The sequence below is a fragment of the Pseudomonas sp. S32 genome, from assembly GCF_016648095.1.
In the GTDB taxonomy this organism is placed as follows: Bacteria; Pseudomonadota; Gammaproteobacteria; order Pseudomonadales; family Pseudomonadaceae; genus Aquipseudomonas; species Aquipseudomonas parafulva.
This window is the reverse complement of sequence record NZ_JACVVF010000012.1, coordinates 63276-83006: the sequence shown is the minus strand read 5'-3', so window position 1 is coordinate 83006 and position 19731 is coordinate 63276. Positions and strand designations below refer to the sequence as shown.

The window sequence follows — 19731 nt, the reverse complement described above, 5'->3', positions numbered from 1 at the left end:
AGAGAGACTTTGCAATGACCGATGCCCTGCGCCTGATCCTTGAAGATGAAGACGGCACCCAGCTGGAAACCTCGTGCACCCGCTTTGCCGTGGTCTGGCAAGGCAAGGAAGTGTGGATTCAGCAGGACGGCCGTGGCCAGCTGCTGATCGGGGTGGACGTGGATGAAGACGACACCGAATACGCCAACCTGCTGCTGCGCCCGATGGCCACCAACCTGGTCAGCCTGCAGCTGGAGATGGAGCCGGCAGAAGTGGGTGAAGACGACGATCACGTGCACGGCCCGGACTGCGGCCACCACCACTAAGGAAGCCCGCTATGCTCGCCCTTGGCAAACTGCTTGAGCTGACCCTTACCGGCCATGAACCGGCCGAGAAGACCCAAGTGACCACCAAGGGCGTGCGTTTGCGCTGGTTGGGGCAAGGCGCGCTGGAAGTGCGCCCCGCCGAAAGCGACGACTGCGGCCTCGATGTGTTGCTGTCTGCCGGCATTCATGGCAACGAGACGGCCCCTATAGAACTGCTTGAGCAATTGCTGCACGGTGTGGCCAAGGGCGAAATCGTGCCCAGGGCGCGGGTGCTGTTTCTGTTCGGTAACCCCGCTGCCATCATCAAGGGCGAGCGTTACATCGAACAGGACATCAACCGCCTGTTCAATGGCCGCCATGAGCAGACCAGCGGCATGGAGGCCTTGCGGGCTGCAGAGCTTGAGCAGTTTGCCCGGGTGTTCTTCAGCAAGCCAGGCCGCAGCCGCCTGCACTACGACCTGCACACGGCCATTCGTGGCTCGAAGGTCGAGCAGTTCGCCCTGTACCCCTTCAAGGAGGGCCGCCAGCATTCGCGCCGTGAGCTGGCACGGCTGGCGGCGGCGGGCATGCAGGCGGTGCTGCTGCAGCGCAAGCCGTCCATCACGTTCAGTGCCTTCACCTATGAACAACTCGATGCCGAAGCCTTTACGCTGGAACTGGGCAAGGCGCGGCCGTTTGGCCAGAACGACGAGGTGAACCTCGACAAGCTGGCAGCGCGCCTGGTACGCATTCTGGAGGCGACCGAGCCGCAGGCAGAGCAGTCACTCGATGGGCTGCAACTGTTCAGTGTGGCCCGTGAAATCATCAAGCACAGCGACAGTTTCCACTTGCACCTGCCCGCCGAAATCGAAAACTTCTCTGAATTGAGCAAGGGCTACCTGCTGGCCGAAGACTTGGCAGAAATGCGCTGGGTGGTGGAAGAAGAGGGCGCGCGCATCATCTTCCCCAACCCGAAGGTGAAGAACGGCCTCAGGGCCGGGATCCTGATCGTGCCCAGCGAGGGGCACGACCTTTCGCCCTGAACCGCTCAGCCGCCGGTAGCCGGGGCGGGCAGCAGCAGGTCTGGCGCCAGCGCGTCGTAGGCTTGTTGCAGCAGCCTTGCCAGTGTGGTCAAACCGTCCAGGCCGCTGGCTTCGTACGGGTCATAGAGCACCGCGGTGTAGTCGCCTGACAACCGGTGGGCATGCTCGTTGGGGATCACCCGCTCCAGGTCGAAGCCCGGGCCGAACTGGGCCGGGCCCGCATAGCACTGCATCAGCACCATGTCCGGCACGGTTTCGTAGCGCTGGCGTGCGGTGTCCAGCAACTGCTTGAGCGCCGGGTAGCCGGGCAGCAGCAGCAACTGCTCGTACACCCTTGCCTGGAACTGGGGGGTGCCAAACAGGTACAGGTTGTCGAGCGCCGTCACATCGAAGCGGTTGTCCGGGTTGGCATGGCTGTCCACGCGCAGCGGCTGGGCGATACCTTCACCGATGCCTGCCGGCGCGTCGGTACCCAGAAACAGCAGGTGCAGGCGTTGCTCGGCAGTGGCGGGCTGGATGATGAACGTTTGGCCGGCCACTTTCAGGGTGATGTCCTTGTCCTGGCTCAGCTCCACATCGGTGCTCGACAACCACGCCAGGATCTCGTCGCATTCCCCGATGTTCTCATCGCCATCGTAGGCGGTGATCAGCCTGCGCTGGAGGGTTGCCAGTGGCGAGGTGTGCAGGTCGAACAGCTCGTAATCGTAATAGACCCGTGTGCTGTGCAGGCCGGCTTCGCTCACGATGTCGTGGGCAATGGCTTCATCCATTTCGCCGTGGACCGCAACCCGGGTTTTGTCATTTGCATCCAGCAGGTGTGTGGTTGCTACGGGTGTCGTCATGTTCGGGGCCTCCAGAGAATGAAAGGCCAGACTACGGTGAGCGCGGCAGCACGGTGCATTGCACATCTAGCACCGTGCGGGTGAGGGCTGTGCTACCGCCAGAGCAGGGCGAGCGTAGATGAAATCCTTTTAACTCACCGTCTGTTCCATTTTGCTCGGGCATGAGCGCTAATGGCTTGCCAGTAGCAAAAGGCAGGCTTTAGCATCGGCGCATGTCGTTTTCGCTTGCATGCCCCGAAAAACCGCCGAAAGCGCGGTTTGTGTCGCATAAACACACTGCATCGAGACTACAGGACCGATATAATGCGGCCCTTTGCCGTCGTTTCGTCGACGCTTTGCCCAGACGGGCCGCCGTTTCCGTGGAAGAACCTATGAAAAGCGCAGAAATCCGTGAAGCCTTCCTTCGCTTCTTCGAAGAGCAGGGACATACCCGAGTCGCGTCCAGTTCGCTGATTCCGAACAACGACCCCACCCTGCTGTTCACCAATGCCGGCATGAACCAGTTCAAGGACTGCTTCCTCGGTGCGGAGAAGCGCGCCTACACCCGTGCTGTCAGCAGCCAGAAGTGCGTGCGCGCCGGTGGTAAGCACAACGACCTGGAAAACGTCGGCTACACCGCGCGCCACCACACCTTCTTCGAAATGCTGGGCAACTTCAGCTTTGGCGACTATTTCAAGCGTGACGCCATCACCTTTGCCTGGACCTTCCTGACCTCGGACAAGTGGCTGAACCTGCCCAAGGACAAGCTCTGGGTCACCGTCTACGCCACCGACGACGAAGCCTACGACATCTGGACCAAAGAAGTCGGCGTGCCTGCCGAGCGCATGGTACGCATCGGCGACAACAAGGGCGCACCCTACGCGTCGGACAACTTCTGGACCATGGGCGACACCGGCCCGTGCGGCCCGTGCACCGAGATTTTCTACGACCATGGCGCCGACATCTGGGGCGGCCCACCCGGCTCCCCCGAGGAAGACGGCGACCGCTACATCGAGATCTGGAACAACGTCTTCATGCAGTTCAACCGCACCGCGGACGGTGTACTGCACCCGCTGCCGGCCCCTTCGGTAGACACCGGCATGGGCCTGGAGCGTATCAGCGCCGTGCTGCAGCATGTGCACTCGAACTATGAGATCGACCTGTTCCAGAACCTGCTGGCGGCGGCTGCCAAGGCCATCGGCTGCAGCAATGAAGGCCAGGCCTCGCTGAAGGTGGTCGCCGACCATATTCGCTCCTGCGGTTTCCTGATCGCCGACGGTGTGCTGCCGTCCAACGAAGGCCGTGGCTACGTGCTGCGTCGCATCATCCGCCGCGCGTGCCGCCACGGCAACAAACTGGGTGCAAAGGGCAGCTTCTTCTACCAGATCGTCGGCGCACTGGCGGCCGAGATGGGTGAAGCCTTCCCTGAGCTGAAAAACCAGCAGGCGCACATCGAGCGTGTGCTCAAGGCTGAAGAAGAGCAGTTTGCCAAAACCCTCGAGCAGGGCCTGCGCATCCTCGAGCAGGACCTGGCCCAGCTTCAGGGCGACGTTGTACCAGGCGACGTGGTGTTCAAGCTGTACGACACCTACGGCTTCCCCATGGACCTGACCGCCGACATTGCCCGCGAACGCGAGCTGACCATCGACGAGGCTGGCTTCGAGCGTGAAATGGACGCGCAGCGTGAACGTGCGCGCTCCGCCAGCGCCTTCGGCATGGACTACAACAGCCTGGTCAAGGTCGACAGCGCCACCGAGTTCCTGGGTTACGACGCTACTGAAGGCGAGGGCAAGATCATCGCCCTGTACAAGGACGGCCAGGCGGTGGACCAGCTGGGCGAGGGCGAGCAGGGTGTGGTCGTGCTTGACCGCACACCGTTCTACGCCGAGTCCGGCGGCCAAGTGGGCGACTCCGGTTTCCTGCAGGCCGGTGCTGCGCGTTTCGATGTGCGCGACACCACCAAGACCGGTGGCGCGTTCCTGCATCATGGTGTGGTGGCCAGCGGTGCGCTGGTAATTGGTTCGCCGGTGCAGGCCAAGGTTGACGAGCAGGTGCAACACGCCACCTCGCTGAACCACTCCGCTACCCACCTGCTGCATGAGGCCCTGCGCCAGGTGCTGGGCGAGCACGTGCAGCAGAAAGGCTCGCTGGTCGACAGCCAGCGTCTGCGCTTCGACTTCAGCCACTTCGAGGCGGTTAAACCGGAGCAGATCAAGGCCCTGGAAGACATCGTCAACCGCGAAGTGCGCAGGAACACGCCGGTGCAAACCGAGCTGACCGACATCGAGACCGCCAAGGCCAAGGGTGCCATGGCGCTGTTCGGCGAGAAGTACGGTGATACCGTGCGCGTGCTGACCATGGGCGGTGATTTCTCGGTGGAGCTGTGCGGCGGCATTCATGCCAAGCGCACCGGTGACATCAGCGTGTTCAAGATCATCAGCGAAGGTGGCGTGGCTTCCGGCGTGCGCCGTATCGAAGCCGTCACCGGCGCTGCCGCGCTGGCCTACCTGAACGCTGCCGAAGAGCAGGTGAAGGAAGCCGCGCAACTGGTGAAAGGTAACCGCGACAACCTGATCGACAAGCTGTCGGCTGTGCTCGAGCGCAACCGCCAGCTGGAGAAGCAGCTGGAACAGCTGCAGGCCAAGGCCGCCAGCGCCGCAGGGGATGATCTCTCCAATGCGGCCGTGGAGGTCAAGGGCGCCAAGGTGCTAGCCGCCCGCCTGGATGGGCAGGATGGTAAAGCGCTGCTCGCCCTGGTCGATCAGCTGAAGAACAAGCTCGGCCATGCAGTGATCCTGCTGGGCGGCGAGCATGAGGGCAAGGTCGTGCTGGTGGCCGGCGTGACCAAAGACCTCTCCGGCCAACTCAAGGCTGGCGAACTGATGAAACAAGCCGCTGCGGCAGTGGGCGGCAAGGGCGGCGGGCGCCCGGACATGGCACAGGGCGGTGGCGTAGACGTCGCCGCGCTGGACCAGGCCCTGGCGCTGGCCGTGCCGTTCGCAGAGCAGGGACTTTGAGATGACGGGCAGGGCGGCCTGGGTGCCGCCTTGCCCTTCATGTTGGATTGTTTTTTGGGGCCCTTTGGGCTGAGGCACCATTGAAATGGCGTTGATCGTACAGAAATTTGGCGGCACCTCTGTCGGTTCCATCGAGCGGATCGAACAGGTAGCCGATAAGGTCAAGAAACACCGCGAAGCGGGCGACGACCTGGTGATCGTGCTGTCGGCCATGAGCGGTGAAACCAATCGCCTGATCGACTTGGCCAAGCAGATCAGCGAGCAACCGGTTCCGCGTGAGCTGGACGTGATCGTGTCCACCGGCGAGCAAGTGACCATTGCCCTGCTGGCCATGGCCCTGATCAAGCGTGGTGTGCCGGCGGTGTCCTATACCGGCAACCAGGTGCGCATCCTCACCGACAGCGCGCACAACAAGGCGCGTATCCTGCAAATCGATGACCAGAAGATTCGCGCCGACCTCAAGGCCGGGCGCGTGGTCGTGGTAGCGGGCTTCCAGGGTGTGGATGAGCATGGCAGCATCACCACCCTGGGGCGTGGCGGCTCCGACACCACTGGTGTGGCCCTGGCGGCTGCATTGAAGGCTGACGAGTGCCAGATCTACACCGATGTCGATGGCGTCTACACCACCGACCCACGGGTGGTGCCGCAGGCCCGTCGCCTGGAGAAGATCACCTTCGAAGAGATGCTGGAAATGGCCAGCCTCGGTTCCAAGGTGCTACAGATCCGTTCGGTGGAGTTCGCCGGCAAGTACAACGTTCCGCTGCGCGTGCTGCACAGCTTCAAGGAGGGTCCGGGTACCCTCATTACCATTGATGAAGAGGAATCCATGGAACAGCCGATCATTTCCGGTATCGCCTTCAACCGTGATGAAGCCAAGCTGACCATCCGCGGCGTGCCGGATACCCCTGGCGTGGCCTACAAGATCCTCGGCCCGATCAGCGCCTCGAACATCGAGGTCGACATGATCGTGCAGAACGTTGCCCACGATAACACCACCGACTTCACCTTCACCGTAAACCACAACGAGTACGAGAAGGCCCAGAGCGTGCTGGAAGCCACCGCTCGCGAGATGGGTGCCCGGGAAGTGATCGGCGATACCAAGATCGCCAAGGTGTCCATCGTCGGCGTTGGCATGCGTTCGCATGCCGGCGTTGCAAGCCGCATGTTCGAGGCCCTGGCCAAGGAAAGCATCAACATCCAGATGATTTCCACGTCCGAGATCAAGGTGTCCGTGGTGATCGAAGAGAAGTACCTGGAGCTGGCGGTACGTGCACTGCACACCGCGTTCGAGCTTGATGCGCCTGCCCGACAGAGCGAGTAACGCCTTGCCTGGAAGGGCGCGGCTTGCCGCGCCCTTCGCGTTTCTGCCCGTCGCGCAGGCCCTGTCCTGCCAGGCGCGATGGGCAACCGGCGCCCGTGCCGTCGTCCACGGCGCGGCGCCGAACCCCAAGACTGTAATCCCTGAATGTTTTGCGTAAGGAGAAAGCTATGTTGATTCTGACTCGTCGGTGCGCCGAGAGCCTGATCATTGGAGATGGCGAGATCACCGTGACGGTGCTCGGCGTCAAAGGCAACCAGGTACGCATCGGTGTGAGCGCCCCTAAAGAAGTGGCCGTGCACCGTGAAGAAATCTACCTGCGGATCAAGAACGAGAAGGACGAAGAGCCAAGCCTTTAATTCTTTTGAAGTTTTTTTCAAAAAAAGGGTTGCAAACGAGGAAGAGCCTGTTTAATATTCGCCTCGTGTTGCGGTGAGGTGGCCGAGTGGCCGAAGGCGCTCCCCTGCTAAGGGAGTATACCTCATAAGGGTATCGGGGGTTCGAATCCCCCCTTCACCGCCATTATTCGCTTAGGGCGCTGTAAGCAGTAAGACGCTAAGTAGTTGTTTTTAAACGAAAAGTTCTTGCAAAAATGTTTTAGTGACCTATAATGTGCGGCAAGACACGGACTCATAGCTCAGCTGGATAGAGTACTCGGCTACGAACCGAGCGGTCGCAGGTTCGAATCCTGCTGAGTCCGCCACTTTTGAAGTGGCTTTGTTTGCAAGGCTGCTTCAAATCAACCAGTGGTAATCTGGTCTAAAACTACCAACGACGGACTCATAGCTCAGCTGGATAGAGTACTCGGCTACGAACCGAGCGGTCGCAGGTTCGAATCCTGCTGAGTCCGCCATACCCAATACAGAAAGCCCGCTCATATGAGCGGGCTTTTTGTTTGTGCGCGATTGCTAATGCCGCGCCTGCATCCGTCATATCCATGTGCTTTCCTGTTCAGGATTATCTGTGGCACGGATGGCTTCGAGTGTTGTCCCACCTCTATCGCGCAAACGATTGTTCTGCCCAAAAATTTAAGCGATCTAGCGCCGCGACCCGTGTATGATTGCGCCCGTCAGCCCCGCCGGGGCTTGTGGAAAACCACCATGGACTTACCCAGTAGTCACTTACCAACCGTTTTCATACCGCTAGATCCAATCGATTGATTCCCCCGGCGTGCTCCGCTGCTGGGAGTGGAGTTCGCCTATGACCGAAGTAGAAGTAAAGAAAACTCAAGACAGCCTGCAGGACCGCCTGGCTCAGGTTGTCGAGCTGCTGCAGCGTCAGCGCCTGGTCGAAGACCTCACCCACCGTCAGGAAGGCGCGCACAACGACCTGGTCGAAAACCTGGTCCATCGCCAGAACCTCGTCGAGCTGCAACGCAAACTCGATGACCTTCACCCCGCCGACGTCGCCTACATCCTCGAAGCCTTGCCCCTGGAAGACCGCCTGACGGTCTGGCAGCTGGTGCGCTCGGATCGCGATGGCGACATTCTGCTGGAGGTGTCCGACGCCGTTCGCCAGTCGCTGATCGCCGACATGGACGACCACGAGCTGCTCGCCGCGGCCAAGGACATGGATGCCGACGAACTGGCCGACCTTGCCCCTGAATTGCCCCGTGACGTCGTCCATGAGCTGATGGAAACCCTCGATGCCCAGCAGCGTGAGCGTGTGCGCTCGGCGCTGAGCTACGACGAGGAGCAAGTCGGTGCACTGATGGACTTCGAGATGGTCACCATCCGCGAAGACGTCACGCTCGAGGTTGTACTGCGTTACCTGCGCCGCCTGAAGGAGCTGCCCAACCACACCGACAAACTGTTCGTGGTGGATAACGACGGTATCCTCAAGGGCGTATTGCCCATCAAGCGCCTGCTGGTCAACGACCCGGACAAGAGGGTGGCCGATGTGATGGCTACCGACCCTGTGTCGTTCCACCCTGAGGAAGACGCCTACGATGCGGCTCAGGCGTTCGAGCGTTACGACCTGGTATCGGCGCCGGTGGTGGACAAGGCCGGGCGCCTGATCGGCCGTTTGACCATTGACGAAATGGTCGACCTCATTCGCGAAGAAAGCGAAAGCGAAGTGCTGAACATGGCCGGCCTGCGCGAAGAAGAAGACATCTTCGCCTCGGTGTGGCGTTCGCTGCGCAACCGCTGGGCCTGGCTGGCCATCAACCTGATTACCGCTTTTGTCGCCTCGCGGGTCATTGGCCTGTTCGAAGGCTCCATCGAAAAGCTGGTGGCATTGGCTGCACTGATGCCGATCGTTGCAGGTATTGGCGGCAACTCGGGCAACCAGACCATTACCATGATTGTCCGCGCCATGGCGCTGGACCAGGTGTCGCCGGGCAACACCAGCCGGTTGATGCGCAAGGAACTGGCGGTGTCGCTGCTCAATGGCTTGATCTGGGGTGGGGTAATCGGCGCCGTCGCGTTCTGGCTGTACGGCAGCTGGTCGCTGGGCCTGGTGATGACGGCCGCGATGACGCTGAACCTGCTGTTGGCCGCATTGATGGGTGTGCTCATCCCCATGACCCTGACCCGCCTGGGGCGGGACCCTGCCATGGGCTCCAGTGTAATGATCACCGCCGTGACCGACAGTGGTGGTTTCTTCATCTTCCTGGGCCTTGCCACGGTGTTCCTGCTGTAAGCACTACACACCGCGCCCACAAAAAAGCCAGCTTTCGCTGGCTTTTTTGTGGGCCTGAAAAACTCAGGAGGCGTCTGCTGCCATTTCCACATCGTGAGCGATGAGGGCCACGAGTGCATTCTGCTGGCGGTGCGACAGTTGGCGGAAGCGTTGCAGCAGCTCACGCTCGTGCAGCGACAGCTCTGGGCTGTCCAGGCGCATGCTCAACTCATCACCGAGCGCACCCTCCTGGATGAGGCTCTGCTCCAGGCGTGCGATGATTTCCGAGTTCATGCTGCGGTGGTGGTTGCGTGCTACCTCGGCAATGCGCTCACGCATCCCGTCTGGCAGGCGGACGACGAACTTGTCAGCAGTGCGGCTCGAATAAATAGCCTGTTTCATTGGGCGCATATAAGTTGACCAGATTTTGGTTCAGGGGAAGCGGTTCTCAAATTGGCCGCGCGGGGTGGAAATAAGACCGTAGCAACGACAAAATGTTCAACCGGCAGTGAAAATGGACGCACATATTGCCTCAATACCGCCGTTTCCTTGGCGTCAATTCTGTGACAAATAGTGAGCCGGGTAAAGGCTTTTTGCCAGTACCAATTATCAGAAATGAGCACTGGTTCGAAAAGTTTCACATTTACGCCTGTTCACGAACGTCAGGCTTGTGCCATTGATTCGTAGCAAAACCCAGCAAAACAGCTTGGAAAAACCCTCAAATGCGCCGGCTTCCTACTCAAGAGCATAGTGACTATGCACCATGACGCAAGCGGTACCCCTTCATGCACCGGCAAATTGATACTACTCATGGGACCCTCAGGTGCCGGGAAAGATTCCCTGATCGACGCCGCCCGGGACCGTCTTGCGGCGGCGGGGGTTCAGGTTGCCCGCCGAATCATCACCCGCTCTGCCGAATCGAAGGGTGAGGCCGCCATCGGTGTAACACCTGCGCAGTTCGCCACGCTACGCGAGGAGGGCGCTTTTGCCATGCACTGGCAAGCCAATGGGCTGGGCTACGGCATACCCCGCCAGGTGGATGACTGGTTGGCAAACGGTATCTCCGTGCTGGTGAATGGCTCGCGGGCCTACCTGCCACAGGCGCGTCAGCGTTACCCCGACCTGCTTGCGATACGGGTGGATGTGCGGCCTGACGTGCTGCGCCAGCGCTTGTTGGCACGCGGTCGCGAAACGTTGGAGGAGGTGGAGCAGCGCCTGGCTCGCAATGCCGGCCTGCAGTCCACTTACGACCCGAGCGTGCGCATACTTGACAATTCGACCACCCTGCAGGCCGCCGTCGGCGCCCTGTTCGAACTGCTTCACCAGGAAGGGGTTGTGCCGCGTGAATGACGCGGCAGAAAAGGATTACGCGAAAAACCCTGCTCAGCACATGACAAACCCGGGCATGCTGGTTAACATGCTCGCCGTTCCGCTGTGCAGCGCCTGCTGCCGGCCGCTGCGTCTCAGTAGCTCAATTGGATAGAGCATCCCCCTCCTAAGGGGAAGGTTGCAGGTTCAATTCCTGCCTGGGACGCCATTTCTCACGTGCACTGCACGCCTCGCAAGTTCCAGCACTACTCATACCCATCCTCCAAAATCTCGCTCTCCGGGCGCGTTCTCGATTCTGTCGAGGCTTAAACCCCGCAAAAAACCAATATCAATAATGAGATTGATTAGCATTAGCTATTGATTGTCATGTAGATTCCCCCACAGGATTTTTACCTGCACAAGGAGTCAGTCCGCAATGCCCCCGTCCATCAACCCCGCCATGACGTTCGCCCTTGGCCTCTGCGCCTGCGTTTTCAGCCCCTTGCCACTTGCGGAGGAGGAGGGTAAGGCCAAAGGTGCTGTGATGGAGCTTGGCTCCACTGACGTGGTCGCCACCAGCCTGGGCAGTACCACCGAGAACAGCGGTTCCTACACCACTGGCAGCATGAGTGCAGCGACCCGCCTGAACCTCTCGGTCAAGGAAACCCCACAGTCTGTATCGGTGATATCTCGCCAGCAGCTGGATGACTTTCAGCTCAATACGCTTTCGGAGGCGCTGGCCCACGTCACGGGTGTCACGGTTCAGCGCAATGACTCGGAGCGCCCGAGCTATTACTCGCGTGGCTACGCGATCAACAATTTCCAGATCGATGGCATGCTCAACACGTTCTCTGGGCTCAAGTCCGACTCGGACACCATCATCTACGACCGAATCGAGGTGGTGCGGGGTGCCACCGGCCTGACCACAGGCGCGGGCGATCCTTCGGGCACGATTGCCATGGTGCGCAAGCGCCCGACCCATCAGTTGGCCGTCAGCAGTGGCGTCAGTGCCGGCAGCCATGACAACTACTACAGCTACTTGGATGCCGGCGGCCCATTGGGCTGGGACGGCCGTTTGCGCGGGCGCACGGTGCTGGCCTATCGCGACAACAAATCGTTCATGGACAAGTACGCCACCCAGCGGGAGGTTGCCTATGGCGTGCTTGAAGCCGACCTGACCGACAGCACCGTGCTGGCGCTGGGCTACGACTACCAGAACAAGCATGTGCAAGGTTCCTCGTGGGGCACCGTGCCGTTCTGGAATGCCGATGGCAGCAAGGCCAAGCTTCCCAGGTCGACCAACCTCACCGCGCCATGGTCTTCCTGGCCGTTGAAAGACCAGACGGTGTTCGCCACCCTGGATCAACGCCTGGCCAACGACTGGTCCATGAAGCTGGCCTACACCCATCGGCAGACCGACAGTGATGGCAAGGTCTACTATGGCGGCAATGGTTTCCCCGAGGCAGACCGCAGCGGCATGCGCGCCTGGTACTCGCATTTTGGCGGGCAGGAGAAAATGGACGCGGTCGATTTCAACCTCGCCGGCCCCTTCCAGCTGTTCGGTCGCAGCCATGATTTCATGATCGGCTACGGGGAGTCGAAGCGGCGCAACAGCGACCCTTACCTCGTCGACCTGCCTGTGCCTGAAGGCTATGACCGGATCCGTGACTGGAAGTACATGGGGGCGATCCCCAAATTCCAGGACATCGATAGCGGCCTGGACGGTGGGCGTTCCTATACCCGGCAGAAGGCCGGCTACATCGCCACGCGGCTGAACCCCACAGACCGCCTGCATTTCGTATTGGGTAGCCGCTACGGCAGTTGGGAAACCCAGCGCCGGGACTGGTCCTACGACGACGCCCTGAATGTCAGCGAGCAATCCACCAGCAAGCAGACGCAGAACGACCAATGGACCCCCTACGCCGGTGTGCTCTTCGACCTGACCGAACAATTCACCCTATACGCAAGCTACACCGATATTTTCAACCCGCAGACGGTGAGGGACGTCAACAAGCAGTACATCGAACCGGTGGTGGGCAAGGTGTACGAGGTCGGGCTGAAGGGGAGCCTGTTCGAAGAGCGGCTTAACCTGAGCACGGCGGTGTTCCGCAGCAAGCAGGACAACGTGGCCGAGCAAGATGACTCCGTGCCGCCTGATGGCGACGAAATCTTTTACAAAAGCGGCGGTAAAGGCATCGTCGTGGAAGGGTTCGAGGCCGAGGTGGCAGGCGAGGTGATGACCGATTGGCAGATGAGCCTGGGCTACAGCTATACCCATGCCGCCACGGCGGAGAAAAAGCGCAAGAATACCGAGCAGCCTCTGAACCTGGTGCGCTTCTCCAGCACTTACAAAATGACGCCTGCCTTGACGGTGGGGGCGAGCCTGGACTGGCAGAGCGATAACTTCCGCATGGGTAACCGCCCGGTCGGTCGTGAGGGGGGCAGGGTCGTCACCACCCGCGACAAGATCGGGCAGAAGGCCTTTTCAGTGGTGGGGTTGATGGCTCGCTACCAGATCGATGAGCACCTGGCGGCTTCTTTCAACGTGAAGAACCTGTTCGATGAGCATTATTACAACAACGTGGGGTTCTATAACGGGGTTTATCAGGGGGAGCCGCGGACGATGATGGTGAGCCTGGACTGGCGGTTGTAAGCGGTTACCGGGGCCGCCTGGCGGCCCATCGCAGTATTGTTCGCTCCCGTAAACCTTTTGTGGGGCAGTCCATACTGTGGGATCAACTGTCTTCCACAAAATCTGAATGCTGGCGCAATTCACCTTGTGGGAGCGGCTTCAGCCGCGAACACCGGCAAAGCCGGTGCCACACACCGCGCTGTCTACTTCGCGGGTAAACCCGCTCCCACAGGGAGTGTGGTTTGCTTATTGGGTCACTGCCCGCGCGGTAGCCCAGTACGGATTAGTTGATCAAAAAGCCTGTGGCATTAACTGTCTGCCAAAATTCTGAATGCTGGCGCAATTCACCTTGTGGGAGCGGCTTCAGCCGCGAACACCGGCGAAGCCGGTGCCACACACCGCGCTGTCTGCTTCGCGGGTAAACCCGCTCCCACAGGGGGGTATCGCATGCTTGCGAAATCAGTTTCCTGCGCTACAGCGCAGCCCCTGGGGCAGGGCTGTCCCTCCCAACTGGCCACTTGTCTGGTCTACGCCTTGTGGGCTATTCCAGCGCCGACCAAAGGCGCCTATGCTCGCCACGGCAAATAACAATTACACGCGTGCGGCGTATCAATACTGTCGGCAGCCCCTTGAGTGGAGCGTAGTTGCTGGGCATCAGGGAGCTTCCATGAATCAGCGTACCAAGCCGGCGCCTTCCGGCTTCAGTGACCAGCAACTGCATACCTTGTTCGAGTTGATCAGCGATGGCGTATGGGATTGGGACGCCAATACCGGCTACGTTTACCGCAACCCAGGTTGGTACGCCATGCTCGGTTACCCCGTGCATTCCATGGACAACTCGGTGCTCACGTGGGAGAACGTGATTCACCCAGAGGACTACTCCAGGGTGATGGCGCACTTCGATGCGTACATCAACCAGCGCAACGAACGCTACCTGGTCGAGTATCGCTGCCGCTGCAGCGATGGCAGTTACCTGTGGATCGAGGACCGCGGCTATGTCATCGCCCGCAACCCGGATGGCTCGGTAGCCCGTATGCTCGGTGCTCACCGTGACATCGATGCTGGCAAGCGCCAACTGGCGCAGCTGGAGCGTCGCAACCAGTCGCTCGAAGAGCTGGTTGCCGAGCGCACCCGTGAACTGTCGAAGGTCAATGAGCAGCTGCAACGCCAACTGAACGAGAACCGCGAGCTTGCCGAGCGCGATGCCCTGACCCGCCTTGCCAACCGCTACCGGCTGGAGGATTCGCTCAAGCGTGAGTGTGAGCGTGCCCAGCGCTTTCGCCAGCCGTTTTCGGTCATCGCCATGGACATGGACGACTTCAAGCCCATCAATGACCACTTCGGTCATGCCCGCGGTGATGCCGCCTTGGTGCAGGTGGCCGACACCCTGCGCCACAGCTTGCGCGCTGCAGACCTGCTGGCCCGTTGGGGCGGTGACGAATTCGTGGTGGTACTGCCGCATACCACGCTGCCAGAGGCGAAAAGCCGTGCGGCCCAGTTACGCCAGGGCCTGGCGCAACTGGCGCCGGTGGGGGACTGGCCGCTGACCATGAGCTACGGTGTGGTGCAGTGGCAGGACGGTGACGACCGCCAGTCGCTGCTGGCGCGTGCCGACAAGGCGCTCTACCGGCCAAAGGGGCCGGCAAGAACGCCATTGCCGAGTAGCCTGCCAGGCGGCAGGCAAAGGTTAGATGTGCAGTGCGTGCCCCAGGGCGCGCAACGCTGCCTCCTGCACCGCCTCACCCAACGTGGGGTGGGCATGGATGGTGCCCGCCACGTCTTCCAGGCGTGCGCCCATCTCCAGCGATTGGGCAAACGCCGTGCACAGCTCCGAAACCGCCACGCCCACCGCCTGCCAGCCAACAATCAGGTGGTTGTCACGCCGTGCCACCACGCGCACGAAGCCGGTTTTCGACTCCAGGCTCATGGCCCGACCATTGGCGGCAAAAGGGAACTGCGCGACGATGCAGTCCAGGCCCTGTGCCTTGGCCTGTTCTGGCGTCGTGCCGGCTACCACCACTTCCGGGTCGGTGAAGCACACGGCGGCGATGGCAGCAGGCTCGAAGCGGCGAGCCTTGCCTGCGATCAGCTCGGCGACCATCTCGCCCTGGGCCATGGCACGGTGGGCCAGCATGGGCTCACCTGCCACGTCGCCAATGGCCCACACATTGCGCATGCTGGTCTGGCACTGCGCGTCGATGGCGATGGCTGCGCCGTTCATCTTCAAGTCCAGGCATTGCAGGTTGTAGCCCTGGGTGCGGGGGCGGCGACCCACTGCCACCAGTACCCTGTCGGCTTCCAGGCGCAGCAGCGCCCCTTGGCCGTCACGGGCCAGCAGGTTGCCGGCCTCATACGCTTCGACACTGTGATTGACGTGCACGGCGATACCCAGCGCCTTGAGCGACTCGGCCACCGGTGCGGTCAGTTCGCTGTCGTAGGTGGGCAGGATGCGTTCACGCGCCTCCACCACGCTGACCTCAGCGCCCAACTTGCGATAGGCGATACCCAGCTCCAGGCCGATGTAGCCCCCGCCCACTACCACCAGGTGACGGGGCAGGGCCTGGGGCGACAGGGCTTCGGTGGACGAGATCACTGCCCCGCCCAGTGGCAGCATAGGCAGTTCGACGCTGCTGGAACCTGTGGCCAGCAACAGGTGCTCGCACTGGATGCGCTGGCCGTCGACCTCCACCTGCTTGCCGTCCAGAATCTTCGCCCAGCCGTGAATCACCTTTACCCCGTGCTTTTTCAGCAAGGCCGCCACACCGGTGGTCAGCCGGTCGACGATACCGTCTTTCCAGGCCACGCTGCGGCTGATGTCGAGCTGTGGCGAGCTGACGCTGATACCCAGTTGCGAGCCCGCTGCGTAGCCGGTGGCGTGGTGGAACTGTTCTGCCACGTGAATCAGCGCCTTTGAGGGAATGCAGCCGATGTTCAGGCACGTGCCGCCCAGTGCCTGCCCTTCGACCAGCACGGTCGGGATGCCCAACTGCCCGGCGCGGATGGCCGCCACGTAGCCGCCAGGGCCGCCGCCGATGATCAGCAGTGTCGTTTGAGTGATCGGTTGCATGCTTACTCCACGAACAGGCAGGCGGGTTGCTCCAACAGGCCGCGCACGGCCTGGATGAACAGCGCGGCGTCCATGCCATCGACCACCCGGTGGTCGAACGAGCTGGACAGGTTCATCATCTTGCGCACAACGATCTGGCCATCGACCACCACGGGCCGCTCGACCATGCGGTTCACGCCAACAATGGCCACTTCCGGCGTGTTCACCACCGGGGTGCTCACGATGCCGCCCAGTGCGCCCAGGCTGGTAAGGGTGATGGTGGAGCCAGTCAGCTCATCGCGGCTGGCCTTGTTGGTGCGCGCTGCATTCGCCACCCGCGCGATCTCGCCGGCATTGGCCCACAGGCTGCCGGCCTCTGCGTGGCGCAATACCGGTACCATCAGGCCGTTGTCGCCCTGGGTGGCGATACCCACATGCACCGCCCCATGGCGGGTGATCACCTGGGCTTCGTCGTCGTAGGTGGCGTTGATCTGCGGGAAATCGCGCAGCGCCACCACCAGTGCACGCACCAGAAACGGCAGCAAGGTCAGCTTGCCGCGGCTGTCGCCATGCTTGGCATTGAGTTGCTGGCGCAGGGCTTCCAGGGCCGTGACGTCGATTTCTTCCACGTAACTGAAATGAGCGACCCGGCGCTTGGCGTCCTGCATGCGCTGGGCGATCTTGCGGCGCAGGCCGATGACCGGCACCTGCTCGCTGTCGGTGCGTTTGGCATAACCACCGGGTGCCTGCCCGGCAGCGCTGTGCGGCTTGCTCATGAAGCCATCGAGGTCCTCGTGCAGAATGCGCCCGGCCGGCCCGCTGCCGTGCACGTAGCGCAATTCGATACCGGCATCCAGGGCACGCTTGCGCACAGCCGGTGAGGCCAGCGGCTTGTCACCTGCCTGGCGCGGCACCGGGGCGGCAGCCTTATGCTCGGCCGCTTTCTGCGGCGCTGCCTGCACCGCCTGGGGCCTGGCGGCCTCAGGCACTGGCTCGGCGGCCTTGGCCTGCGGCGCGTCCGTGTGGTTGCCGTTGCCCTCCACCTCGATGCGGATCAGTTCACTGCCCACCGGCATCACTTCACCGGGTTGGCCACCCAGCGCCAGCACCTTGCCGCTGACCGGCGACGGGATTTCTACCGTAGCCTTGTCGGTCATGACATCGGCCACCACCTGGTCTTCTGCGATCACGTCGCCGACCTTCACAAACCACTCAACCAACTCCACCTGGGCGATGCCTTCGCCAATGTCCGGCATCTTGATGACGTGCGTACCCATTCAGACCTCCATGACCTTTTTCAATGCCGCGCCTACCCGTGAAGGGCCGGGGAAGTACGCCCATTCCTGGGCGTGCGGGTAGGGGGTATCCCAGCCGGTCACGCGCTGGATCGGCGCTTCCAGGTGGTGGAAGCAGTGCTCCTGCACCAGCGATACCAGCTCGGCGCCAAAACCGCAGGTCCGGGTGGCTTCGTGCACCACCACGCAACGACCAGTCTTTTTCACCGAGTCCACGATGGTGTCCAGGTCCAGCGGCCACAGGCTGCGCAGGTCGATCACTTCCGCGTCGACACCGGTTTCCTCCGCAGCCACCTGGGCAACGTACACCGTGGTGCCGTAGGTAAGCACCGTCACATCATTGCCCGGGCGGGTGATCACGGCCTTGTCCAGCGGCACGCTGTAGTAGCCATCGGGCACGGCGCTTTGCGGGTGCTTGGCCCACGGTGTTACCGGGCGGTCGTGGTGGCCGTCGAATGGCCCGTTATACAGGCGTTTGGGTTCGAGGAAGATGACTGGGTCGTCGCACTCGATCGAGGCGATCAGCAGGCCTTTGGCGTCGTAAGGGTTGGAAGGCATGACGGTGCGCAGGCCGCATACCTGGGTGAACATCGCTTCCGGGCTCTGGCTGTGGGTCTGGCCACCGTAGATGCCGCCGCCGCAGGGCATGCGCAGGGTCAGCGGGGCGATGAATTCGCCGGCAGAGCGGTAACGCAGGCGCGCCATTTCCGACACGATCTGGTCAGATGCGGGGTAGAAATAGTCGGCGAACTGGATCTCTACCACGGGGCGCAGGCCGTAGGCCCCCATGCCCACCGCCGTGCCGACGATGCCGCTCTCCGAAATGGGCGCATCGAACACGCGGGCCTTGCCGTATTTGTTCTGCAGGCCTTCGGTGCAGCGGAACACGCCGCCGAAGTAGCCGACGTCCTGCCCATACACGACCACGTTGTCGTCGCGCTCAAGCATGATGTCCATGGCCGAGCGCAGGGCCTGAATCATGGTCATGGTGGTGGTGGCCATGGCGGTTTCCGGGTTGATGCCGTTGGTATGGTCGTTCATCTCAAACCCCCAGTTCCTGGCGCTGACGGCGCAGGTGGTCGGGCATGTCCTTGTACACGTCCTCGAACATCGAGGCCGCGCTCGGGATGTGGCCGTTGGCCAGCGTGCCGTACTGCTCGGCTTCCTTCTGCGCGGCCAGCACGGCCGCTTCGAACTCGGCCGTGGTGGCCTGGTGTTCTTCCTCGGACCAGTCGCCGGTCTTGATCAGGTGCTGCTTCAGGCGGGCGATCGGGTCGCCCAGCGGGAAATGGCTCCAGTCATCGGCGGGGCGGTACTTGGAAGGGTCGTCGGAGGTGGAGTGGGGGCCGGCGCGGTAGGTGACCCATTCGATCAGGCTCGGGCCCAAGCCGCGACGGGCGCGCTCGGCTGCCCAGCGTGAGGCCGCGTACACCGCGATGAAGTCGTTGCCGTCTACCCGCAGCGAGGCAATGCCACAGCCCACGCCGCGCCCGGCAAAGGTGGTGGACTCGCCCCCGGCGATGGCCTGGAAGGTCGAGATAGCCCACTGGTTGTTGACCACGTTGAGGATCACCGGGGCGCGGTAGACGTGGGCAAAGGTGAGGGCGGTGTGGAAGTCCGATTCTGCCGTGGCGCCATCGCCGATCCAGGCCGAGGCGATCTTGGTATCCCCCTTGATCGCCGAAGCCATCGCCCAGCCCACCGCCTGCACGAACTGGGTGGCCAGGTTGCCGCTGATGGTGAAGAAACCAGCCTCGCGTACCGAATACATGATCGGCAGCTGGCGGCCTTTGAGCGGGTCACGTTCGTTGGACAGCAACTGGCAGATCATGTCGACCAGTGACACGTCGCGGGCAATCAGGATGCTTTGCTGGCGGTAGGTGGGGAAGCACATGTCGGTGCGGTTCAGCGCCAGCGCCTGGGCGCTGCCGATGGCTTCCTCACCCAGGCTCTGCATGTAGAAGGACATTTTTTTCTGGCGCTGGGCGACCACCATGCGGCTGTCGAAGATACGCGTCTTGAGCATGGCTCGCATACCTTGGCGCAGCACCTGCGGGTCGATGCCCTCGGCCCAGGGGCCCTGGGCATTGCCGTGCTCGTCCAGCACGCGCACCAGGCTGCCCGAAAGGTCGGAGGTGTCGGCAGCGTCCACATCGACGGGAGGTTTACGGACCTGGCCCGCGTCGTTCAGGCGCAGGTAGGAAAAATCGGTCTGGCAGCCTGGCCGGCCTGTAGGCTCGGGCACATGCAAACGCAGGGGGGCGTACTCGTTCATGCTGTTTACGCTCGCTCGGGTATTTGTTTTTGTGAGCTTTGAAGCGGTCGCGGCTGAGCACCGGCTTGTG

15 protein-coding genes, 4 tRNA genes and 1 pseudogene are annotated in these 19731 nt (G+C 61.9%); 13 read left to right on the top strand and 7 right to left on the bottom strand.

Annotated features, from left to right (window positions below):
• The first annotated feature begins 14 nt into the window (after nucleotides 1-14).
• Together IAE38_RS09150 and astE are read left to right on the top strand one after the other, a co-directional pair.
• Nucleotides 15-305 carry a hypothetical protein gene (locus IAE38_RS09150; protein WP_016488488.1) on the top strand — a complete coding sequence of 97 codons (291 nt, stop codon included), beginning with the start codon at nucleotides 15-17 and terminating at the stop codon, nucleotides 303-305.
• An 11-nt stretch (nucleotides 306-316) separates the two neighbouring features.
• The gene (astE, locus tag IAE38_RS09145) at nucleotides 317-1327 is read left to right on the top strand and encodes a succinylglutamate desuccinylase (RefSeq protein WP_201217197.1); all 1011 of its coding nucleotides are present in this window, start codon (nucleotides 317-319) and stop codon (nucleotides 1325-1327) included.
• A gap of 5 nt (nucleotides 1328-1332) precedes the next feature.
• Here astE and IAE38_RS09140 read toward each other — a convergent pair whose 3' ends face one another.
• The gene (locus IAE38_RS09140; protein ID WP_201217195.1) at nucleotides 1333-2169 is read right to left on the bottom strand and encodes a hypothetical protein; all 837 of its coding nucleotides are present in this window, start codon (nucleotides 2167-2169) and stop codon (nucleotides 1333-1335) included.
• A 371-nt stretch (nucleotides 2170-2540) separates the two neighbouring features.
• Here IAE38_RS09140 and alaS point away from each other — a divergent pair, with 371 nt between their 5' ends.
• The 7 genes from alaS to mgtE all read left to right on the top strand — a co-directional run bounded on the left by alaS (nucleotide 2541) and on the right by mgtE (nucleotide 9126).
• Complete coding sequence (alaS, locus tag IAE38_RS09135; RefSeq protein WP_201217192.1) at nucleotides 2541-5165, top strand: alanine--tRNA ligase; 2625 nt, start codon at nucleotides 2541-2543, stop codon at nucleotides 5163-5165.
• A gap of 85 nt (nucleotides 5166-5250) precedes the next feature.
• Entirely contained in the window at nucleotides 5251-6486 is a 1236-nt protein-coding gene (locus IAE38_RS09130) for an aspartate kinase (protein ID WP_028635513.1), read from the top strand.
• 167 nt (nucleotides 6487-6653) lie between these two features.
• Nucleotides 6654-6842: a carbon storage regulator CsrA gene (gene csrA, locus IAE38_RS09125; protein ID WP_023533771.1), complete on the top strand. Its 189-nt coding sequence runs from the start codon at nucleotides 6654-6656 to the stop codon at nucleotides 6840-6842.
• Between the two features lie 72 nt (nucleotides 6843-6914).
• Nucleotides 6915-7005: transfer RNA gene (locus IAE38_RS09120), tRNA-Ser, on the top strand.
• A gap of 104 nt (nucleotides 7006-7109) precedes the next feature.
• A tRNA-Arg gene (locus IAE38_RS09115) sits at nucleotides 7110-7186 on the top strand.
• Between the two features lie 73 nt (nucleotides 7187-7259).
• Nucleotides 7260-7336 (top strand) — tRNA-Arg (locus IAE38_RS09110).
• 347 nt (nucleotides 7337-7683) lie between these two features.
• The gene (gene mgtE, locus IAE38_RS09105; RefSeq protein WP_201165736.1) at nucleotides 7684-9126 is read left to right on the top strand and encodes a magnesium transporter; all 1443 of its coding nucleotides are present in this window, start codon (nucleotides 7684-7686) and stop codon (nucleotides 9124-9126) included.
• A gap of 63 nt (nucleotides 9127-9189) precedes the next feature.
• On the opposite strand, the gene IAE38_RS09100 is transcribed toward mgtE, so the two are convergent.
• Nucleotides 9190-9516, bottom strand: a complete 327-nt coding sequence (locus IAE38_RS09100; protein WP_003254499.1) for an Arc family DNA-binding protein — start codon at nucleotides 9514-9516, stop codon at nucleotides 9190-9192.
• Nucleotides 9504-9746 carry a hypothetical protein gene (locus tag IAE38_RS09095; protein ID WP_201217189.1) on the bottom strand — a complete coding sequence of 81 codons (243 nt, stop codon included), beginning with the start codon at nucleotides 9744-9746 and terminating at the stop codon, nucleotides 9504-9506. Before IAE38_RS09095 ends, IAE38_RS09100 begins: the two co-directional genes overlap by 13 nt.
• A 115-nt stretch (nucleotides 9747-9861) precedes the next feature.
• Between IAE38_RS09095 and phnN the strand changes: the two genes are divergently transcribed.
• The 4 genes and pseudogenes from phnN (at nucleotide 9862) to IAE38_RS09075 (ending at nucleotide 14710) form a co-directional block, all read left to right on the top strand.
• Nucleotides 9862-10455: a phosphonate metabolism protein/1,5-bisphosphokinase (PRPP-forming) PhnN gene (gene phnN, locus IAE38_RS09090; protein WP_201217187.1), complete on the top strand. Its 594-nt coding sequence runs from the start codon at nucleotides 9862-9864 to the stop codon at nucleotides 10453-10455.
• A gap of 110 nt (nucleotides 10456-10565) precedes the next feature.
• Nucleotides 10566-10642, top strand: a tRNA-Arg gene (locus IAE38_RS09085).
• A gap of 207 nt (nucleotides 10643-10849) precedes the next feature.
• A complete protein-coding gene (locus IAE38_RS09080; protein ID WP_201217184.1) occupies nucleotides 10850-13066 on the top strand; it encodes a TonB-dependent siderophore receptor in 2217 nt (738 codons plus the stop codon).
• Between the two features lie 646 nt (nucleotides 13067-13712).
• Nucleotides 13713-14710: pseudogene (locus tag IAE38_RS09075) on the top strand (sensor domain-containing diguanylate cyclase).
• A gap of 22 nt (nucleotides 14711-14732) precedes the next feature.
• Here IAE38_RS09075 and lpdA read toward each other — a convergent pair.
• From lpdA to IAE38_RS09055, 4 genes are read right to left on the bottom strand one after another with little or no spacing between them, the layout of a single operon-like run.
• Nucleotides 14733-16112 carry a dihydrolipoyl dehydrogenase gene (lpdA, locus tag IAE38_RS09070; RefSeq protein WP_201217182.1) on the bottom strand — a complete coding sequence of 460 codons (1380 nt, stop codon included), beginning with the start codon at nucleotides 16110-16112 and terminating at the stop codon, nucleotides 14733-14735.
• A 2-nt stretch (nucleotides 16113-16114) separates the two neighbouring features.
• Nucleotides 16115-17368: a dihydrolipoamide acetyltransferase family protein gene (locus IAE38_RS09065; RefSeq protein ID WP_201164339.1), complete on the bottom strand. Its 1254-nt coding sequence runs from the start codon at nucleotides 17366-17368 to the stop codon at nucleotides 16115-16117.
• The gene (locus IAE38_RS09060; RefSeq protein WP_201217180.1) at nucleotides 17369-18427 is read right to left on the bottom strand and encodes an alpha-ketoacid dehydrogenase subunit beta; all 1059 of its coding nucleotides are present in this window, start codon (nucleotides 18425-18427) and stop codon (nucleotides 17369-17371) included.
• A 1-nt stretch (nucleotide 18428) separates the two neighbouring features.
• A complete protein-coding gene (locus IAE38_RS09055) occupies nucleotides 18429-19661 on the bottom strand; it encodes a 3-methyl-2-oxobutanoate dehydrogenase (2-methylpropanoyl-transferring) subunit alpha (RefSeq protein ID WP_201217178.1) in 1233 nt (410 codons plus the stop codon).
• Nucleotides 19662-19731 lie beyond the last annotated feature (70 nt).

Bases quoted from the DNA above. Each gene is read 5' to 3' on its own strand.
- IAE38_RS09150 (WP_016488488.1), top strand. From the start codon at position 15: ATGACCGATGCCCTGCGCCTGATCCTTGAAGATGAAGACGGCACCCAG.
- astE (WP_201217197.1), top strand. From the start codon at position 317: ATGCTCGCCCTTGGCAAACTGCTTGAGCTGACCCTTACCGGCCATGAA.
- IAE38_RS09140 (WP_201217195.1), bottom strand. From the start codon at position 2,169: ATGACGACACCCGTAGCAACCACACACCTGCTGGATGCAAATGACAAA.
- alaS (WP_201217192.1), top strand. From the start codon at position 2,541: ATGAAAAGCGCAGAAATCCGTGAAGCCTTCCTTCGCTTCTTCGAAGAG.
- IAE38_RS09130 (WP_028635513.1), top strand. From the start codon at position 5,251: ATGGCGTTGATCGTACAGAAATTTGGCGGCACCTCTGTCGGTTCCATC.
- csrA (WP_023533771.1), top strand. From the start codon at position 6,654: ATGTTGATTCTGACTCGTCGGTGCGCCGAGAGCCTGATCATTGGAGAT.
- mgtE (WP_201165736.1), top strand. From the start codon at position 7,684: ATGACCGAAGTAGAAGTAAAGAAAACTCAAGACAGCCTGCAGGACCGC.
- IAE38_RS09100 (WP_003254499.1), bottom strand. From the start codon at position 9,516: ATGCGCCCAATGAAACAGGCTATTTATTCGAGCCGCACTGCTGACAAG.
- phnN (WP_201217187.1), top strand. From the start codon at position 9,862: ATGCACCATGACGCAAGCGGTACCCCTTCATGCACCGGCAAATTGATA.
- IAE38_RS09080 (WP_201217184.1), top strand. From the start codon at position 10,850: ATGCCCCCGTCCATCAACCCCGCCATGACGTTCGCCCTTGGCCTCTGC.
- lpdA (WP_201217182.1), bottom strand. From the start codon at position 16,112: ATGCAACCGATCACTCAAACGACACTGCTGATCATCGGCGGCGGCCCT.
- IAE38_RS09065 (WP_201164339.1), bottom strand. From the start codon at position 17,368: ATGGGTACGCACGTCATCAAGATGCCGGACATTGGCGAAGGCATCGCC.
- IAE38_RS09060 (WP_201217180.1), bottom strand. From the start codon at position 18,427: ATGAACGACCATACCAACGGCATCAACCCGGAAACCGCCATGGCCACC.
- IAE38_RS09055 (WP_201217178.1), bottom strand. From the start codon at position 19,661: ATGAACGAGTACGCCCCCCTGCGTTTGCATGTGCCCGAGCCTACAGGC.